Annotated in this window: 14 protein-coding genes; 6 read left to right on the top strand and 8 right to left on the bottom strand. The window is 72.7% G+C overall.

Annotation, left to right across the window (positions count from 1 at the left end; translation table 11 throughout):
- Positions 1-143: 143 nt before the first annotated feature.
- Positions 144-707 (bottom strand): O-methyltransferase, encoded by a 564-nt coding sequence (locus tag ACFO0C_RS41120; RefSeq protein WP_378072249.1) that lies wholly within the window; start codon positions 705-707, stop codon positions 144-146.
- A gap of 43 nt (positions 708-750) precedes the next feature.
- Positions 751-1,515 carry an SDR family NAD(P)-dependent oxidoreductase gene (locus ACFO0C_RS41115; protein ID WP_378072248.1) on the bottom strand — a complete coding sequence of 255 codons (765 nt, stop codon included), beginning with the start codon at positions 1,513-1,515 and terminating at the stop codon, positions 751-753.
- Between the two features lie 55 nt (positions 1,516-1,570).
- Here ACFO0C_RS41115 and ACFO0C_RS41110 point away from each other — a divergent pair, with 55 nt between their 5' ends.
- Positions 1,571-1,939 (top strand): MerR family transcriptional regulator, encoded by a 369-nt coding sequence (locus ACFO0C_RS41110; RefSeq protein WP_378072246.1) that lies wholly within the window; start codon positions 1,571-1,573, stop codon positions 1,937-1,939.
- 19 nt (positions 1,940-1,958) lie between these two features.
- Here the strand turns inward: ACFO0C_RS41110 and ACFO0C_RS41105 are convergent, their stop codons facing one another.
- Together ACFO0C_RS41105 and ACFO0C_RS41100 are read right to left on the bottom strand one after the other, a co-directional pair.
- Positions 1,959-3,161 (bottom strand): hypothetical protein, encoded by a 1,203-nt coding sequence (locus ACFO0C_RS41105; RefSeq protein ID WP_378072245.1) that lies wholly within the window; start codon positions 3,159-3,161, stop codon positions 1,959-1,961.
- A gap of 110 nt (positions 3,162-3,271) precedes the next feature.
- On the bottom strand, positions 3,272-4,138 hold the full coding sequence (locus ACFO0C_RS41100) for an alpha/beta hydrolase family protein (protein WP_378072244.1): 867 nt from the start codon (positions 4,136-4,138) through the stop codon (positions 3,272-3,274).
- 199 nt (positions 4,139-4,337) lie between these two features.
- Between ACFO0C_RS41100 and ACFO0C_RS41095 the strand changes: the two genes are divergently transcribed.
- Positions 4,338-7,037, top strand: a complete 2,700-nt coding sequence (locus ACFO0C_RS41095; protein ID WP_378072243.1) for a LuxR C-terminal-related transcriptional regulator — start codon at positions 4,338-4,340, stop codon at positions 7,035-7,037.
- 19 nt (positions 7,038-7,056) lie between these two features.
- Here the strand turns inward: ACFO0C_RS41095 and ACFO0C_RS41090 are convergent, their stop codons facing one another.
- The 3 genes from ACFO0C_RS41090 to ACFO0C_RS41080 all read right to left on the bottom strand — a co-directional run bounded on the left by ACFO0C_RS41090 (position 7,057) and on the right by ACFO0C_RS41080 (position 9,864).
- Entirely contained in the window at positions 7,057-7,461 is a 405-nt protein-coding gene (locus tag ACFO0C_RS41090; RefSeq protein ID WP_378072242.1) for a hypothetical protein, read from the bottom strand.
- 118 nt (positions 7,462-7,579) lie between these two features.
- Positions 7,580-7,894, bottom strand: a complete 315-nt coding sequence (locus ACFO0C_RS41085) for a hypothetical protein (RefSeq protein ID WP_378072241.1) — start codon at positions 7,892-7,894, stop codon at positions 7,580-7,582.
- A gap of 89 nt (positions 7,895-7,983) precedes the next feature.
- The gene (locus tag ACFO0C_RS41080; RefSeq protein ID WP_378072240.1) at positions 7,984-9,864 is read right to left on the bottom strand and encodes a CASTOR/POLLUX-related putative ion channel; all 1,881 of its coding nucleotides are present in this window, start codon (positions 9,862-9,864) and stop codon (positions 7,984-7,986) included.
- A 164-nt stretch (positions 9,865-10,028) separates the two neighbouring features.
- Between ACFO0C_RS41080 and ACFO0C_RS41075 the strand changes: the two genes are divergently transcribed.
- From ACFO0C_RS41075 to ACFO0C_RS41060, 4 genes are all read left to right on the top strand, one after another.
- Complete coding sequence (locus ACFO0C_RS41075; protein ID WP_378072239.1) at positions 10,029-10,889, top strand: universal stress protein; 861 nt, start codon at positions 10,029-10,031, stop codon at positions 10,887-10,889.
- A gap of 51 nt (positions 10,890-10,940) precedes the next feature.
- Positions 10,941-11,393 carry a universal stress protein gene (locus tag ACFO0C_RS41070; protein WP_378072238.1) on the top strand — a complete coding sequence of 151 codons (453 nt, stop codon included), beginning with the start codon at positions 10,941-10,943 and terminating at the stop codon, positions 11,391-11,393.
- A 188-nt stretch (positions 11,394-11,581) separates the two neighbouring features.
- A complete protein-coding gene (locus ACFO0C_RS41065) occupies positions 11,582-12,166 on the top strand; it encodes a hypothetical protein (RefSeq protein ID WP_378072237.1) in 585 nt (194 codons plus the stop codon).
- A 102-nt stretch (positions 12,167-12,268) separates the two neighbouring features.
- Positions 12,269-12,790, top strand: a complete 522-nt coding sequence (locus tag ACFO0C_RS41060) for a nucleoside deaminase (protein WP_378072236.1) — start codon at positions 12,269-12,271, stop codon at positions 12,788-12,790.
- Here ACFO0C_RS41060 and ACFO0C_RS41055 read toward each other — a convergent pair.
- Positions 12,771-14,699 (bottom strand): glycosyltransferase family 2 protein, encoded by a 1,929-nt coding sequence (locus ACFO0C_RS41055; protein ID WP_378072235.1) that lies wholly within the window; start codon positions 14,697-14,699, stop codon positions 12,771-12,773. The genes ACFO0C_RS41060 and ACFO0C_RS41055 overlap by 20 nt on opposite strands.
- Positions 14,700-14,902 lie beyond the last annotated feature (203 nt).

Raw genomic sequence — 14,902 nt, 5'->3', positions numbered from 1 at the left:
TCCGCGGCCCTTGACAGCGCAATGCCCGCGGCCGGTTTCCGGCAGGCGCGCCGAGACGGGCAAGGTCGGCCGGGGCCCGGAGCCCGCACCCGGCGCAGCGAGTGGTCGCGGGGCGGGCGCGTGGCGTCGGATTTGCGGGGGCGTCAGCGGCGGCGCGTGGCCAGGGTTATCGCTGTGCCGGCTGGGATGTGGACGGTGAGCAGGCGGGGGTCGGTGGCCAGGGTGTCCTCGACCTGCCGGACCGCTGCCCGATGGGCGGGATCGGTGTAGCGGGACAGGTCCATGTCGTCGACCACCAGGACTCCGCCGGGCGCCAGGGCGTCGAGGGTCAGAGCGAGGTCGGTCCATTTGCCGGCCACCGCGTCGGCGAAGATCAGGTCGAAGTGGCCGAGGTGCGGGAGCAGTGCTGCGGCATCGCCTTCGATGATCTCGGCCCAGGCCGGCCAGGTGCTCTCGCGGAAAGCGGCGACCAGGCCCGGGTCGAGTTCGACGGTGGTCAGGGTGGCGTCGGTGCGGCCGGTCAGGCCGCTGGCCAGCCAGGCGGTGCCGGTTCCGGTCCCGGTGCCGAGTTCGAGGATGCGGCCGCCCTCGGGAACGCCGGCGGCGAGAACCGCGAGAAGCGGGCCGACGGGGTCCTCACAGGACATGCCGAAGCCCAGTCGTGCGGCTCGCCGCTGGGCCTGTGCCACCAGTTCCGGGACGCTCATCGGGCCGATGGTTCCCGGGGCACGGTCCGGCGGGCAACCGATTTCAGTTCCGCGACGCGGCCATCCGGGCGAAGAACCGGCCGATGAGCCGGGACGCCGTCCGGGTGGGCAGGACCCGGCTGAACACGAAGGCCTGGGCCGCGTTGAGACGGCCGTCCACGACCGCCGGCGCGCGGCCGTCCAACGCCGCCATCACCGTGTCGGCGACCTGCTCGGGCTGTCGTTTCCCCCGGACGTGACCGGGATTCATCGGGGTCTCGACCGCTCCGGGACTCACCGCGACCACCCGGACCCCGGTGCCTTCCGTCTCCACCGCGACAGCCCGGGTGAACGACAGCACGAAGGCTTTCGAGGCCGCATATGCGGCATTCCACGGCGCCGGGGAGTACGCCGCGGTGCTCGCGATGTTGACGATGGCGCCGTCGCCGCGCGCGAGCATCCCGGGCAGGAACCGGGCGGTCGTCTCGGCCACGGCCGCGGCGTTCAGGTCGACCATCGCGCGGATCCGGCCGGGGCCGGTGGCCGCGGCCGTCCCGACATGGGCGACTCCGGCGTTGTTGACCAGCACGTCGACCTCGATCCCGGTGAGCCGTTCGACCAGGTCGGCGGGGGCGTCCGGCCGGGACAGGTCGAGTGGCACGGTCAGCACGTCGACGCCGTGGGCGGCCCGGAGGCGGTGGGCTACGTCGTTCAGGCGGTCGGCGTCCCGTGCGACCAGGATGAGGTTGGTTCCCCGGGCGGCAAGCCGTTCGGCGATCGCCGCTCCGATGCCGGTGCCGGCACCGGTGATGAGCCCGTGTTTCGTCATGCCGGCAACGCTAAACTTTCACGTTGACGTCAATGTCAAGCCGAGGAGCGGTGCGGTGCGGATCGGGGAGCTCGCGAAGGCGGCCGGGGTCAGTACCCGGGCGTTGCGTTACTACGAGGAGCAGGGTCTGCTGCCGGCTGAGCGGCGCGGCAACGGCTACCGGGAGTACGGCGAGGAGGCGGTCCGTCTCGTCGCCTTCATCCAGGATCTGTACAGCGCGGGTCTGCCGTCGGAGGTGGTCCGGGAGATCCTGCCGTGCGCCGGGACGGCCGGGCCGACCGGTGACTGCGGTGCACTGCAGGCCCGGGTGCGGGAGGTCCGGGACCGGCTGGCCCGGCAGGAGCGGCAGATAACCGACCGCCGCGAGATGCTCGACCGCTACCTCTCCGGCGTCGAGACCCCGGCCGGTTTCCCGGTCGCCTGAGGACGCCGGCCGGAAGCGATCAGCGGACGCCGAGGTCGGCCAGGAGGCGGCTGATCACCCGGGGCGGCAGGGCGGGGTTGGCGGCGGCCGCCTCCGCGGTGGCCGGGGATTCGAGGAGTGCCAGCAGGCGGGCCTGCGGGAGGCGAGCGTCGGCCGCCGCCGCGGAACGGACCGGGCCGGACGGGTCGTGGCTCAGCTGTTCGATCACGGCCGGTGGCGTGGCCGGGTCCAGCATCACCAGGGCACGCGCCTCGGGAGCCGGGTCGTCGGCGAGGCGGGCCAGGTCCGTACGCGGAAAGGCCGGATGCCGCAGCAGGTCGTCGTCACCGGTCGCCAGGTAGGTCTGCAGGACCAGTTCGCCGGGCGCGTGCGCCTGATGAGCGCAGAGCAGCGCACGGACCACGGGGTCGGGATCGGCGGTGAGGGCGGCCAGCAGGTCGGCGGGCAGGTCCGGATGGCAGGCGGCGCCGCGGCGCAGGGCGGGATGTGCCGACCGCGCGCACCGGTCCAGTTCGGCCGGCCCGGCGGCGAGCACCCACTCCAGTGGCGGCGCGGCGTCGGCGGGGTAGTCGATGGCGGCGCGCTGGGCCTCGGTGAGTCCGGGGCGGGTGGAGACGGCCAGCCGGACCCGCGGTGACGGGTCGGCGGCCAGGGCGGCGACCCATTCGGAGGGAAGTGCGGGGTCGGCGGCGGCGCGTTCACGGTCCCAGTCGGAACCGCCGGAGGCGAACCGGACGGCCTGGTCACGGCCGAGGGACGGTGGCTCGTACGGCTTGCGGTCGAGCAGGGCACGGGCCGCGTCGGCGATGCCGGGATGCTGGTCGCGGGCGAGCAGTGCCACGATGTCGCGCGGGGTTCCGGGCAGGTAGACCAGCAGGTCGCGGACCAGGGGTTCGGGGTGCCCGGCGAGACGGCGGTACACCCAGTCGGGCAGTGGGCCGGCCCAGCGGCTCGGCGGGCCTTCGAGAACGGCCTGCAGGACCCGGATGTTGAGGTCACCGACGAGCCGGGCGCGCTGGTCGCCGGTGGCTCCGGGACTCTGGGCGAGCGACTCCCGTACCTCCGGATCGGGGTGTGCGGCGAGGGTGTCGAAAGCCGCGTCGGTCCAGGAGGCCCGGGCGGTCAGGTCCCACCGGCTGACCCGGTCGTCGCCGGCGAGCCGCAGCAGGGCGGACGGCGGGAGGGCCGGGTTGCGGGCCAGGCCGCGCAGGGGGTGGGACACGAGGAGGAACGATACGGCTCTTCGTTCGCGGTATCCACGCGCTGTCGCGGTAGTGACCGAAATGGATAAGGCCGGGCCGGCAGGTGCGCCGGCCCGGCCCCGTCCGGCTGTCAGCTCAGCGGGCAGGTGCTGCGGTAGTCCGAGATCGCGGTGCTACTCGGGCCGGGGCAGATGAACTGGTCGTACCGCGTGTCGTTGTCGACGAACCGCTTCAGCCAGGCGACCGCCTGCACCGCGGTCGGGGTGTTGGTGGACTGCGGGAAGAAGTGGCTGGCGTTGTCGAGCTCCAGGTACGACTTCTCGGCCGACGCCGGGATGCTGTTGTAGAACGGGATCGAGTGCGAGGAGACGGCCGCGACGGTGTCGCTCTCCCCACCGATGATCAGGGTCGGCACCTGCAGCTCGCTCCAGGTCTTGTCCGCGTTCCACGGGGCCAGCGGGACGGCGGCCTGCAGGGACGGCCGGTCGCTGGCCGCTTCGAGGCTGCCGCCGCCACCCATCGAGTGCCCGGCCACCGCGAGCCGGCTGGCGTCGATGCGGGTCCGCACCGAGCTGCGCTGGGTCAGGTAGTCGAGCGCGGCCAGCAGCTGCGTGCCACGGGAGGCCGGCTGGTCGAGGGTGCTGTTGGTCTCGATGCCGATGACCACGAAACCGTGCGAGGCGAGCCGCGGGCCGAGCCAGGAGATGCTCGACCAGTAGGCGGTGAATCCGGGCGAGATGGCGATGGCGCCGAACGTGCCGTCGCCGGTGGTGGTCGGGTAGTAGATCTCGCCGCCGCCGAAGCCGCTGACGGACAGGCTGGACACCGAGGTCTGGCTGACCGCGTACGGTCCGCGGGACGCCTGGAGGGCGGAGAGCGTGGGGGCGGGGCCGCGCTCGTAGGGGTTCGCGGCAGCGTGCGCGGCGACGGCGGTGCCGGTGGTGAGGGTGATCGCGGTGGCGGCTACGGCCAGCGCGCGGAGGACTCGGGATGTCACGTCGACTTTCTCCTAACCTGGGGGACTGACCTGGGCGGCCAACCGGGGGAACGCATCGACGGACGTCAGTCTTGGCGGGTCGACAACAAGCGCGCATCGGCGAAATCACCAGCGTTGTGTCATCGCACGGCAACATCCCGGAAATTTCATTTGCCGTAACGGTGTTCCGTTCGGCCCGCGGGCACGGCACACTCGCCGCATGATTGATGCACCGGCAGTGCAGAAACTTGGGCTCGCCGGGCGCTCGGACGCCCTGGCCGAGATCGGCCGCCTCACCTCGGCGGCCACGACCGGGCGCGGCGGCGTCCTGATCATCTCGGCCGGGCCCGGCGAGGGCCGGACCGCGCTGCTGCACGCCGCGGCCGGGCTCCACAGCGGTACGGTCCTGACCGCCTCCGGGTACGCCGACGAGCGCGATCTGCCGTACGCGGGCCTGCGGATGCTCCTGCGGGACCGGCTCGACGCCCCGTCACCCGAGGGCGCGCTGGCGGTTCTGCGCGGCGCCGCCCGGGTCCGCCCGGTGCTGTGCCTCATCGACGACGCACACCTGCTCGACCCGGACTCGTGGCGGGCCGTCGTGTTCGCCGCCCGCCGCGCCGGGACCGAGCGGATCGCGATCGTCGCCGCCTTCCCCGCCGGCGCCGAGCCGCCCGGGTTCGCCGTGCACCGGCTGGCGCCGCTCGGCCCGGCCGCCGCCCGCCGGGTCCTCGCCGCACATGCGCCCGACCTGGCCGATGACGTCGCCGGCACGCTCGCCGAGATCGCGGCCGGGCATCCGGGCGCGCTGATCGACCTGGTCCGCGGACTGACCCCGGAGCAGCGCCGCGGGTACGCTCCCCCGCCCGAGTCGCTGCCGCCGGACAGCCTGCTGCGCCGCCGCCTCGCGGCCGAGCTGCGCACACTCCCGGCGCGCACCCGTGAGCTGCTGCTGTTCGCGGCCGCGGCCCCGGACGCCTCTCCGGACACCCTGCTGGCGGCGGCCGGCAAAAGCGACAGAGGACGAGAAAGCGGCGCCGGAAGGTGCGTGGCCGAAGGAGGCGCGGCCAAGGAAGGCGCGGACGGCGGCATGGCCTGGACGCTCACGGACTTCACCGAGGCGGAGCGACGGGGCCTGATCACGGTCACGGCCGCGGGTGTCCGCTTTCGAGGGCCCTTGGTACGCGGTGTCGCGTACGCCGAAATGCCTGTCGCCCGCCGGCGGATCGCCCACGCCGCGCTGGCCGCCGTCCTGGAGGAGCGCGGCGCCCGCCTGCCCGCACTGCTGCATCGCGCCGCCGCGACCACCGGCCCCGACGCGGCGCTCGCGAAGGACCTGGAGGCCGCCGCGAGGTCGGCCGATCCGATCGTCGCCGCGGACGCCCGCCGGTACGCCGCGGGCCTGTGCCCGACCCCCGCGGAGAAGGCGGCCCTGTTGCTGGAGGCGGCCCGTTCGGCCTGGCTGGCCGGGCGCCCGCACCAGGCCGGGCAGCTGATCCGCCGGATCCCCGCCGCGGGCGGCAGCGCCCGGGTCCGTGCCCGCGGCCTGACCGCCGAGATGAGCCTGCCGGAGGGCCGTCCGGGTGCCCGTGACGTGCTGCTGGACGTCGCCGCCGAGCTCGCCGAGTCCGATCCCGGTGCCGCGCTGGAAGCCTTGGCGCTGGCCGGTGAGGCGGCGTGCCGGTCCGGTGAGCAGATCCGGTACGCGGCTCTGGCCCGCCGGGTCGCGGCCGGGCAGCGTGGTGACGAGCCGCCGCCGGTGGCGCTGGCGTTCCACCATGTCGCCGGGCTGGCGTGCATCGCCGACGGTGACGAGCCGGCGGCGTTCATCCGGCTGGGGCAGGCAGTCGCGCTCGCCGACCGGGTCGCCGAACCGGGTCCGCTGCTGCGGGCCGCGACCGCCGGCATCCTGATCGGGGACGCCCGCCGGGCCGCCGCGCTGGCCGGCCGGGCCGCGGTCCTGGCCCGGGAGGCGGGCGCGTCGGTGCTGGTGCCGCAGGCCCTGGAACTGGCGGCGCTGGCCGGGATGGCGTCCGGTGACTACGCGGCCGCGAACGAGGCCGCGATGGACGGCGCGGCGGTGGCGCGGGGCACCGGCCAGCCGGTTCTGGCCGGCGCGCATCTCGCGGTACTGGCGGTGCTCGCGGCGCTGGTCGGCGACCGGGACACCGCCCTCGAACGGATCGCGTCGGTCGGTGACGGCCCGTCCCGGCCACTGTGCGAGTGGGCGCTGGCGCTGCTCGACATGGTCGACGGGCGGTTCCCGGCCGCCGCCGAACGCCTGCTCGCGGTGGTGTCGGCGCCGCCGGGCCCGGGTTCGGCGCTGCTGCGGGTGGCGGTCGTGCCGCATCTGCTGGAGACCGCGGCGCAGGCCGGGGTGCGGGAGGCGGTCGAGCCGGTGGCGGTGGCCTTCGACCGCTGGGCCGGGCGCACCGGGCAGCCCGGCTGGCTGGCCTTGCGGGACCGCTGCCGGGCGCTGCGCGCCGACGACGCGGAGATCGCGGCGGGTCATTTCGAGACTGCGCTGGGGCACGAGGGCGAGGCGGGTTTTCCGCGGGCACACACCGAGCTGTTGTACGGCCGATCGCTGCGCCGCCGCCGCCGGAACGTGGAGGCCCGCACCCACCTGCGGCGGGCCGCCGAGACGTTCCAGCTGATCGACGCCGCCCCGTGGGCCGAGCAGAGCGTCCGTGAGTTGCGCGCCGCCGGGGAGCGGGTGGAGACTCCACCGCCGGCCGGGCCCGCCCTCACCGCCCAGCAGGAACGCATCGCCTCGCTGGTGGCCGGGGGCGCCACCAACCGTGAGGTGGCGCAGGAGCTGCATCTGAGCCCGCGGACGGTTGATCATCACCTGCGCAACGTCTTCGCCCGCCTGGGTGTACGGTCCCGCACCGAGATGGCCCGGCTGCTGTCCCGGGCCTGACCGCGAAGCCGGGCCGGCCTCAGGTCTGCGGCAGGTCCAGCGTCTCCCACCGCTCGGCCAGCTGGCGGCGGCGGCAGGCGACCAGGTGGCCGGCCAGGATGCCGGGGTGACCGCCACGCACACACACGTCGGCGCCCGCGGTCAGCACCCCGGAGACCAGCTCGGCGGGGGCCCAGTCGTCGATCAGGGCGATCACCCGGGTGGCCTGCGGCAGCACGGCGCGGGCCAGCCGGACGTCGTGCACCGTCGCCCCGCTGAGGACCACGAGGTCGCCGGGCTGGACGTCGTCGAGGCCGGCTCCCGTCCGCATCCGCCAGCCGATCGGCAGGTGCTGGGGCAGTGCCGCGACCCGGCTGAGCTGTCCGATGACGGCGACGGTCGGCTGCGCGGCGGGGGCGATGTCGTGTTCGATCTGTACAAGCATGGTGGTCTCTCCTAGCGCGGTTCCCTCGTGTGACCTCCACGATTCGCCCCGCGCCTGTGCGTCACCATGTGCGCATCCTGTGTGTTCGTTGTCAGCGTCGGCCGCCTGACCAGGTCTTTCAGGGGTGAGCGTCCCACCGGACGATCATCGGGTGGCGTTCCTCGTCGCGGGCGGCGACCTGCTCCTGCGCGCGCAGGTACTGCGAGCGGGTGATCTCGCCGGCGATCAACTGCCGGGCGAGCACACCTTCCAGGGTGCTCGGGACGGCCGGTTCGCCGGAAGTCACCGGCTCGGCCCGCCCGGTGAGGGCCCGTCCGGTTCCGGGCCGATCGGTTCCGGGTCGATCGGTTCCGGACCGCTCGTCGCGCGACGGCCAGAAGGCCAGCGCGGCAGCGGCGATCAGACCCAGTGTCGCCACCAGCAGGACCACCATCCGGCACCACCACCCTTCCTGTGACATCTTCGTCACTGACCGCCGCGATCGGCAGGCAAAGCCCGAAAGATCCTGATCCGCCCGCCGCGTCAGTCCTCGGCGAGCACGATGATCTTGTCGTTCGGCGCGAAGGACCGCTTCTCCGCCTTGTCCGGGTTGACGGTCACGCCGTACGCCCGCGCCTTGTCGTGTGATTGAGCGGCCAGGCTGTAGCCGATCGCCGTCTCGCCGCGCCGCCGTGCCGCCTCCAGCACCGTGTAGAAGTCGACCGTCGTGCCGGCGGTCACGTACTGCCCCGCCTCCCGCAGGTAGATCTCGCTGCCCGCGCTGGAGAACAGGTTCTGGAACACGTCGGACAGCTGGGCGTTCTCCGAGATCTGGGACAGCATGAGGCTGATCAGCTTGTCGCTGACGATGAAGTCGTCGGCCCGGGCCACCTCGGCCAGCTCCCGGTTGCGGTCGTCGAGCATCTCGCTGACCACGTTGAGCCGGACCCCGGCGTCGTCGGCCAGGTCGCGCAGGTGCAGCAGGGTGATCAGCGACTTCGCGTCGGCCCGCTGCGGTTCCAGGTTGTCCTTGTCGGCGAGCACGATGATGTGCTGGAACTCCTGGACCTTCAATTCCGCCAGGACGGTACGGCTGGTGACGTCCCCGACCGCGACGGTGACCGTCATGTTCTCGAACGACCGCAGGACCGGCACGTCGGCGTCGGCCACCACCGTGACCGACGAGCCGGGCTCCATGTACTCGTCGAGTTCGGTCAGCATCGTGTGCAGGCTCTTGTTGTAGCCCAGCACCAGGGCCCGCTCCGGCTGCGCACTCTGCGGCCGGGCCACTCCCACGGCACTCGGGTCGGGCGCGCCGGGGGCGCTGATCGCCACCGTGCTGTCGTCCTCGGCGATGACGATGAGCTGGTCGCCGTCGCGGTACACCCGGTCCGCGGGCGGGTTCAGCAGTACCTCACCACCGGAGATGAAGCCGATCACCGACGAGCGCCGGAACGCGAGCTGGGCGTCGAAGTAGGTCTTGCCCACCAGCGAGGGCTGCTCGGTGAAGTAGATCTCGTCACCGTCGAAGTCGAGCAGCTCGGTGTAGACGACGCTCAGGCCGCTCTGCCGGCTGGTCTGCACGGTGATCCGGCTGATCAGGTCGTCGGTCAGCACCCATTTCGCCTCGTCCCGGCCGACCAGCCGTGCGGCCTCCAGGTTTCCGGGCTGCTGGATCTCGCCGACGATGTGGTACGGGCCGGTCTTGCGGCGCGGGTTGTTGGTGAGCGCGAGCGCCGTCTTGATCACCACGGAGTCGGGGTCGACACCGTCCTCGGGCGCCACGATGATCACGCTGCGGGCGCTGTGCGGGTTGCCGACCTCGAGGTCGGTCAGGTCCATCGGGTTGCCGCTCCGCACGATGATCTTGGTCTTGCCCCGCCGGGAGACCTTGGCGCGCAGCTCGTCCTCCATCTCCACCTTGTCGCCGTCGGCCAGGATCACGATCGCCGACCGGGAGCGCGACTCGTTGGCGATGCAGATCTCGCTCACGATCGGGACGACCTTGGAGCTCCAGCCCAGGATCAGGGTGTGGTCGCTCTCCAGCACCTTCGAGCGGCCCTTGCGCAGTTCCTCGACCCGCGCGTCGAAGGCACTGGAGATGATGCTGATCAGGCTGGCGACCAGGATCACGCCGCCGATCGTCACGACCAGCATCGCCGCCCGGTAGCCGGTGCCCTGGTCGCCGCCCATGGTGCCGCTGTCCAGCGTGCGCATCAGGCTGTTCCACATCGCCTCGCCGAACGAGTAGTGCTCCTCCCCCGGCGGGTAGAAGTACGTACCGGCGTAGGCCACGACGAGCGACACGACGGCGATGAAGGCCAGGCTGGCCAGCGCGAGCAGTCCGACGAGGGCGATGAGCCCGCGTGACATGACGCCGTCGAACCAGTAACGGAGCCGTTCGCCGGCAGTGGTCTTTTCCATGGCCCCTCGAAGGTGAACGCGGCGGGCGAGGCACGGGTGTGCCACCCATGCTCTTCGGTCAGCGCCGGTCAACCCTTAAGTCCCCCGGGCCGGGGACCAACCGCCCTGTCCCGGGCCCCATCGACAGGCGTGGAATCGAGGTGGAAGCGGACCGAGGAGGAGCCATGCGGACCGAAACCATCGTCGTCGCCACCGACGGCACCGAATCCAGCAGGGCGGCCGTCCGGTGGGCGGCCCGGGAGGCCGGCCGGCGCGGAGCCACCCTGCGGGTCACCCACGTCCTCGACTGGGAGTGGGCCGAGACCCGGTACGAGTTCGGCACCGGCCGGTTCAGTGAGGCCCGCAAGGCCGCCGAGGGCGTCGCCCGCGGCGGTGTCGCGCTCGCCCACGAGATCGTCCCCGAACTGTCCGCCGAGATCGACGTGCTGGTCGGCAACCCGGCGGCCCGGCTGCTGGCCGAGGCCGGCAACGCCGACCTGCTGGTGATCGGCAGCCGGGGCCGTGGCGGATTCGCCAGCCTGCTGCTGGGCTCGGTCAGCCAGCGTGTCGCCGTCCACGCGACCTGCCCGGTCGTCGTGGTCCGTGGCCGCGGCGACGTCACCGAGGGGCCGGTCGCCGTCGGGTTCGACGAGTCCCCCACCGCCGAACGGGTCCTGGAGACCGCGTTCACCCACGCGGCGGCCCGCGGCACGGGCCTCGCCGTGATCCGCAGCTATCTGCCGGCGCTGCCGGTCTACACCGCCGGGTTCACCGCCGTCGACGTCTCCACCCCGGAGCAGGACGCCCTCGAGCGGCAGCGCTTCGAGGAGCAGCTCGCCCCGTGGCGGGAGAAGTACCCGGACGTCGCCGTCGAGGCCCTGCTCTCGCACGACAGTGCCGCCGCCGTCCTGTCCGGTGTCTCGCACGGCGCGCAGCTCGTCGTCGTCGGCACCCACGGGCACGGCACCCTGGCCGGGACGCTGCTCGGCTCGACCGGCCTGCAGCTGCTGCACCACGCCGACTGCCCGATCCTGCTCGACCGCTGACCGCCTGAGCAGGAAAAACCGCATATAGTGGGATTCTGAGGAGGCAGTGAGATGAGCACCGGTCATCTGATCGTGGTGGGCGTCGACGGCTCCGAAGGCGGCCGTCGCGCCCTGGACTGGGCGGTCACCGAGGCGGCCGCCCGTGGCGGGGCCGTGCGGGCGGTGATGGCCTGGTCGTGGAACGGGCTGGACTACGGGCCGATCGCGGCCGTCAACCCCGTCGAGGAGAGTGCGCTCGCCACCCAGGTGGTGACCGCCGAGATCGAGGCGCTGACCGAGCGGCGCGGTTCCCACCTGCCGGTCACCGGCGAGGCGATCGAGGGCGGCCCGGCCGACGTGCTGACCGACGCCGCCCGTACGGCGGATCTGCTCGTGCTGGGCAGTCACGGGCACAGCCGGGTCCGGCACACCGTGCTCGGTTCGGTCAGTGAGGCCTGCATCCGCAAGGCCACCTGCCCGGTCGTGGTCATCCCCGCCCCGGTCCGCGAGCACGCCACCGTCTGACCCGTACCGCCTTGAGGGACGCGCCTTCCGGCACGTCCCTCATTCGTCGTGGGCGCGCACGCCGTGCGGGCCGTTGGTCCCGAAACGGGCAGGACCTACGCGGGATCAGGAGGGGGTCTTCGGCACGGGCGTCGATGTCCGCCGCGGAGCAGAGTCATGGGTGAAGACATCGTCTGGAGGAGGACCAGATGGCCACCACCGCTCGCCACCACATCGCCCAGCTCGAACAGGTCGAGGCTCCCGGCTCGATGATCACCCACACTGCCGCCCGGGTGCTGGCGGCGCTGCGGATCACCACCGGGTTCGTCTTTCTCTGGGCCTTTCTCGACAAGACCTTCGGATTCGGGTACGCGACTCCGGCCGCCAAAGCCTGGATCAACGGCGGATCGCCGACCAAAGGATTCCTCAGCGGCGTCGCGGTCGGACCGTTCGAGAGCTTCTTCCACAGCATCGCCGGAGCCGTCTGGGCGGACTGGCTGTTCATGCTGGGCCTGCTCGGAGTCGGCGTCGCGCTGATCCTCGGCATCGGCCTGCGGATCGCCGCCGTCGCCGCCGGCCTGATGATGGCCTTCATGTGGGCCGCCGAATGGCCGCTCGCCCAGGAGACCAGCGCCGGCGAGGCCACCCGGTCGACCAACCCGCTCGTCGACTACCACGTCGTCTACGGCCTCACCGCGGTCGTGGTCGCACTGACCTACGCGGGACACACCTGGGGCCTGGGCCGCTGGTGGGCGAAGCTCCCGCTGGTCCAGAAGAACCGCTGGCTCATCTGACCCCCACCGGACGAACCCCCACCCCACCAGCCCCCACCCCACGAGCCCGGCCGGGCACACCGGCCGGGCTTTCGCGTGCACCCGCCGGGGCACAATGGCGCGATGACTCCGGAGGAACTGGTCGGGCTGGCCCTGGAAGCCGCCGAGGAGGGCCTTCGGGCCGGTGAGATGCCGATCGGCGCGGTGGTCGTCATGGGTGACGAGGTCATCGGGCGGGGCCACACGTCGGAGCGGACCCGGGGGCGGCGGCTGGTGCACGCCGATCTGCTGGCCATGATCGAGGCCGACGAGCGGCTCGGCTGGTCGCGCCGGGAGCGGCCGCTGCTGCTCGGGATCACCATGGAGCCGTGCCTGATGTGCTTCGGCACCGCCCTGTCACTGGGGGTCTCCGAGATCTTCTTCGGCCTGGACGCCCCGGACGACGGTGCGGCGGGCGTCCCGGAGGTGTGGCAGCCCGGTGCCCAGGACGGCATCTTCTTCCCGCTGCCCCGGCTGACCGGTGGTCTCCTGCGTGCCGAGTGCCAGGACCAGTTCCGCCGCTATGCGGCCACGGTCACGAAACCCCACCTGCGCCGCTACGCCGAGGCGATGGCCGGGCTGCCGCCTACCGCAGTGCCGTCCTGATCCCGCGCAGCACCCGGCGCACCAGCGGCGCCCGCCGGCCGGGCCGGGTGACGGCCGGCCGGGTGGTGTCGTCGGCGGACTGCACGACCATGGCTCCCCACTCGTTGACGCGCAGGGTCAGCCGCAGGTCGGTGGGGGCCCGGTCGCCGGCGTCCGCGCCCAGCGTGACCGCGATCCGGTAACGCCCCGGCGGGATCTTGATCCCGGTGAGCACGGCGGTGAGCACGCACCCGCCGGCCGTGGGTTCGACGGTGGCGTCGACGTCGTACGGGGCCCGGGCCGCCGCCCTGGTCAGCCGGAGCAGCCCGGTGGTGGCCGTGTCGACGTGGGCGGGCAGCGACACGGTGATCCGGCCGGGCGCCGCCGTCACCTGCTCGGGACGGGTGCCGAGCAGGTCGTACCGGAGGCGACCGGTGCTCTGCCGGACGTCGATCGACAGGTTCTGGTGCGGGTCGGTCCAGTAGGGCAGGACGCTCTGCCCGTCGACGACGCCGAGCCGGCGGCCCGCTTCGGCGTCGGGGCCGCGCAGTGCCCCGAGGCGTGTCTCCCGGTTCCAGCCGCTGAGCCGGTACCGGAGGAAGACGTCCCAGATGCCGCCGGTGATCCGGGTGCCCGCGGCGGCCGTACGCGGATCGATGTGTGCCTCGGCTCGCAGCCGCAACCGGACCGCCGACGGGTCCGCCGTGCCGACCTCCTCCCGCTCGAAGGTCACCGGCTGGTGGAACTCGGCGGCGGTGGCGCGTTCCCGGACGACCAGGTCGACCTTCGCCTCCTCGAACCGGACGGCGACACCGTCCGGGACCGGGGGCGCCAGGCTGATGCCGGTCTCGTCCCGGCGGAACGTCAGCGGCCCGGCGTCCGAGGCGTACTCGACGGTGAAACCGGCCCGGAGCACACCGTCCTCCCAGCTCAGCCGCCGCAGGTCGCCGACCGGCCGGAGGCCCGCCTCCCAGGTGGCGAGTTCTTCGAGGTCGCCGAGCCGGCCGTCGGCCAGCAGCGCGGCGACGACCCGCTGGATCGGGGGGAGCCCGGCGGCCACCCCCGGCCCGAACCGTTCGATGACGGCCCGCATCTCGGTGAACATCTCCCGCCGGTACTCCGGGTCCATCGCCAGCAGCCGGCGTCCGCGCAGCCGTTCGACGATCTCGTTGCGCAGCCAGCGGCGGTGGAGACGGTCACGCAGCGGGCCCGGCTCGGTCCAGGTGTCCACCACGTCGAGGGCCTCACGCAGGTTGCCGAAGTAGCCCACCGGTTCGATGGGCCGGAAGCCGGCGTTCCCGGCATCGTCGCGTTTGACGTGGTAATAGCAGACGTAGTCGCTGAGCACGGCGATGTTGCCGGCCCGGAGGTAGGCCTCGGCGACGAAGACGTGGTCCTCCAGACGGCGGCGGCCCTCGCGGAAACGCAGGCCGATCCGGTCGAGGAACGCGCGGCGGACCATCTTGTGCGGGGTCAGGCTGTCGATCAGCGGCGCGTCGCGGACCGTGGCACGGGGCCGGTTCTCCCGGAAGAGTTCCAGCGGCACCGGCCGGCCCTTGCCGGCCATCTTGCCGACGACCACGTCGGCGTCGTGGGCGACACCGTAGGCGTACATCCGCTCCAGGGCCTCGGGGCCGAGGTAGTCGTCGTTGTCGACGAACATCACGTACTCGCCGGTGGTGGCGTCGATGCCGACGTTGCGGGGACGGCCGGACCAGCCGGAGGCCTCCTGATGGATCACCCGGACGTTCGCGTGCTCCCCGGCGAGCCGGTCGAGCCGGGCCGGGGTCCCGTCGGTGGATCCGTCGTCGACGAAACAGATCTCGTACTCGTCGGCCGGCAGACTCTGACCGATGAGTGAATTGATGCAATCGTCGATGTACGGCCCCGGATTGTAAACGGGGACGACCACGCTGACTTTCGATGACACAGGCGTATTCCATTCCGCCGCCGTTTCCCGGACGCCCACCATAACCACACCAGCGGCGGTCGGCGCCGCGCTCACAGGACACTCATTCACGCTGCACAGCCTGCACATAGGCGGCTTCGGAAACGGCTGATCACATTGCCGTCACACAGGTCCGAGAAAGGCATTTCACAAGATCATGAGCGCGTTGTTTTCTAGCCGCGCGT

Origin of the sequence: Actinoplanes subglobosus, from assembly GCF_042650585.1 — a bacterium.
GTDB lineage: Bacteria > Actinomycetota > Actinomycetes > Mycobacteriales > Micromonosporaceae > Actinoplanes > Actinoplanes subglobosus.
Note: the sequence above shows the minus strand (reverse complement) of the source record. Positions and strands in the feature narration are given on the sequence as shown.

Bases quoted from the DNA above. Each gene is read 5' to 3' on its own strand.
- ACFO0C_RS41120 (WP_378072249.1), bottom strand. From the start codon at position 707: ATGAGCGTCCCGGAACTGGTGGCACAGGCCCAGCGGCGAGCCGCACGA.
- ACFO0C_RS41115 (WP_378072248.1), bottom strand. From the start codon at position 1,515: ATGACGAAACACGGGCTCATCACCGGTGCCGGCACCGGCATCGGAGCG.
- ACFO0C_RS41095 (WP_378072243.1), top strand. From the start codon at position 4,338: ATGATTGATGCACCGGCAGTGCAGAAACTTGGGCTCGCCGGGCGCTCG.
- ACFO0C_RS41090 (WP_378072242.1), bottom strand. From the start codon at position 7,461: ATGCTTGTACAGATCGAACACGACATCGCCCCCGCCGCGCAGCCGACC.
- ACFO0C_RS41085 (WP_378072241.1), bottom strand. From the start codon at position 7,894: ATGGTGGTCCTGCTGGTGGCGACACTGGGTCTGATCGCCGCTGCCGCG.
- ACFO0C_RS41080 (WP_378072240.1), bottom strand. From the start codon at position 9,864: ATGGAAAAGACCACTGCCGGCGAACGGCTCCGTTACTGGTTCGACGGC.
- ACFO0C_RS41075 (WP_378072239.1), top strand. From the start codon at position 10,029: ATGCGGACCGAAACCATCGTCGTCGCCACCGACGGCACCGAATCCAGC.
- ACFO0C_RS41070 (WP_378072238.1), top strand. From the start codon at position 10,941: ATGAGCACCGGTCATCTGATCGTGGTGGGCGTCGACGGCTCCGAAGGC.
- ACFO0C_RS41065 (WP_378072237.1), top strand. From the start codon at position 11,582: ATGGCCACCACCGCTCGCCACCACATCGCCCAGCTCGAACAGGTCGAG.
- ACFO0C_RS41060 (WP_378072236.1), top strand. From the start codon at position 12,269: ATGACTCCGGAGGAACTGGTCGGGCTGGCCCTGGAAGCCGCCGAGGAG.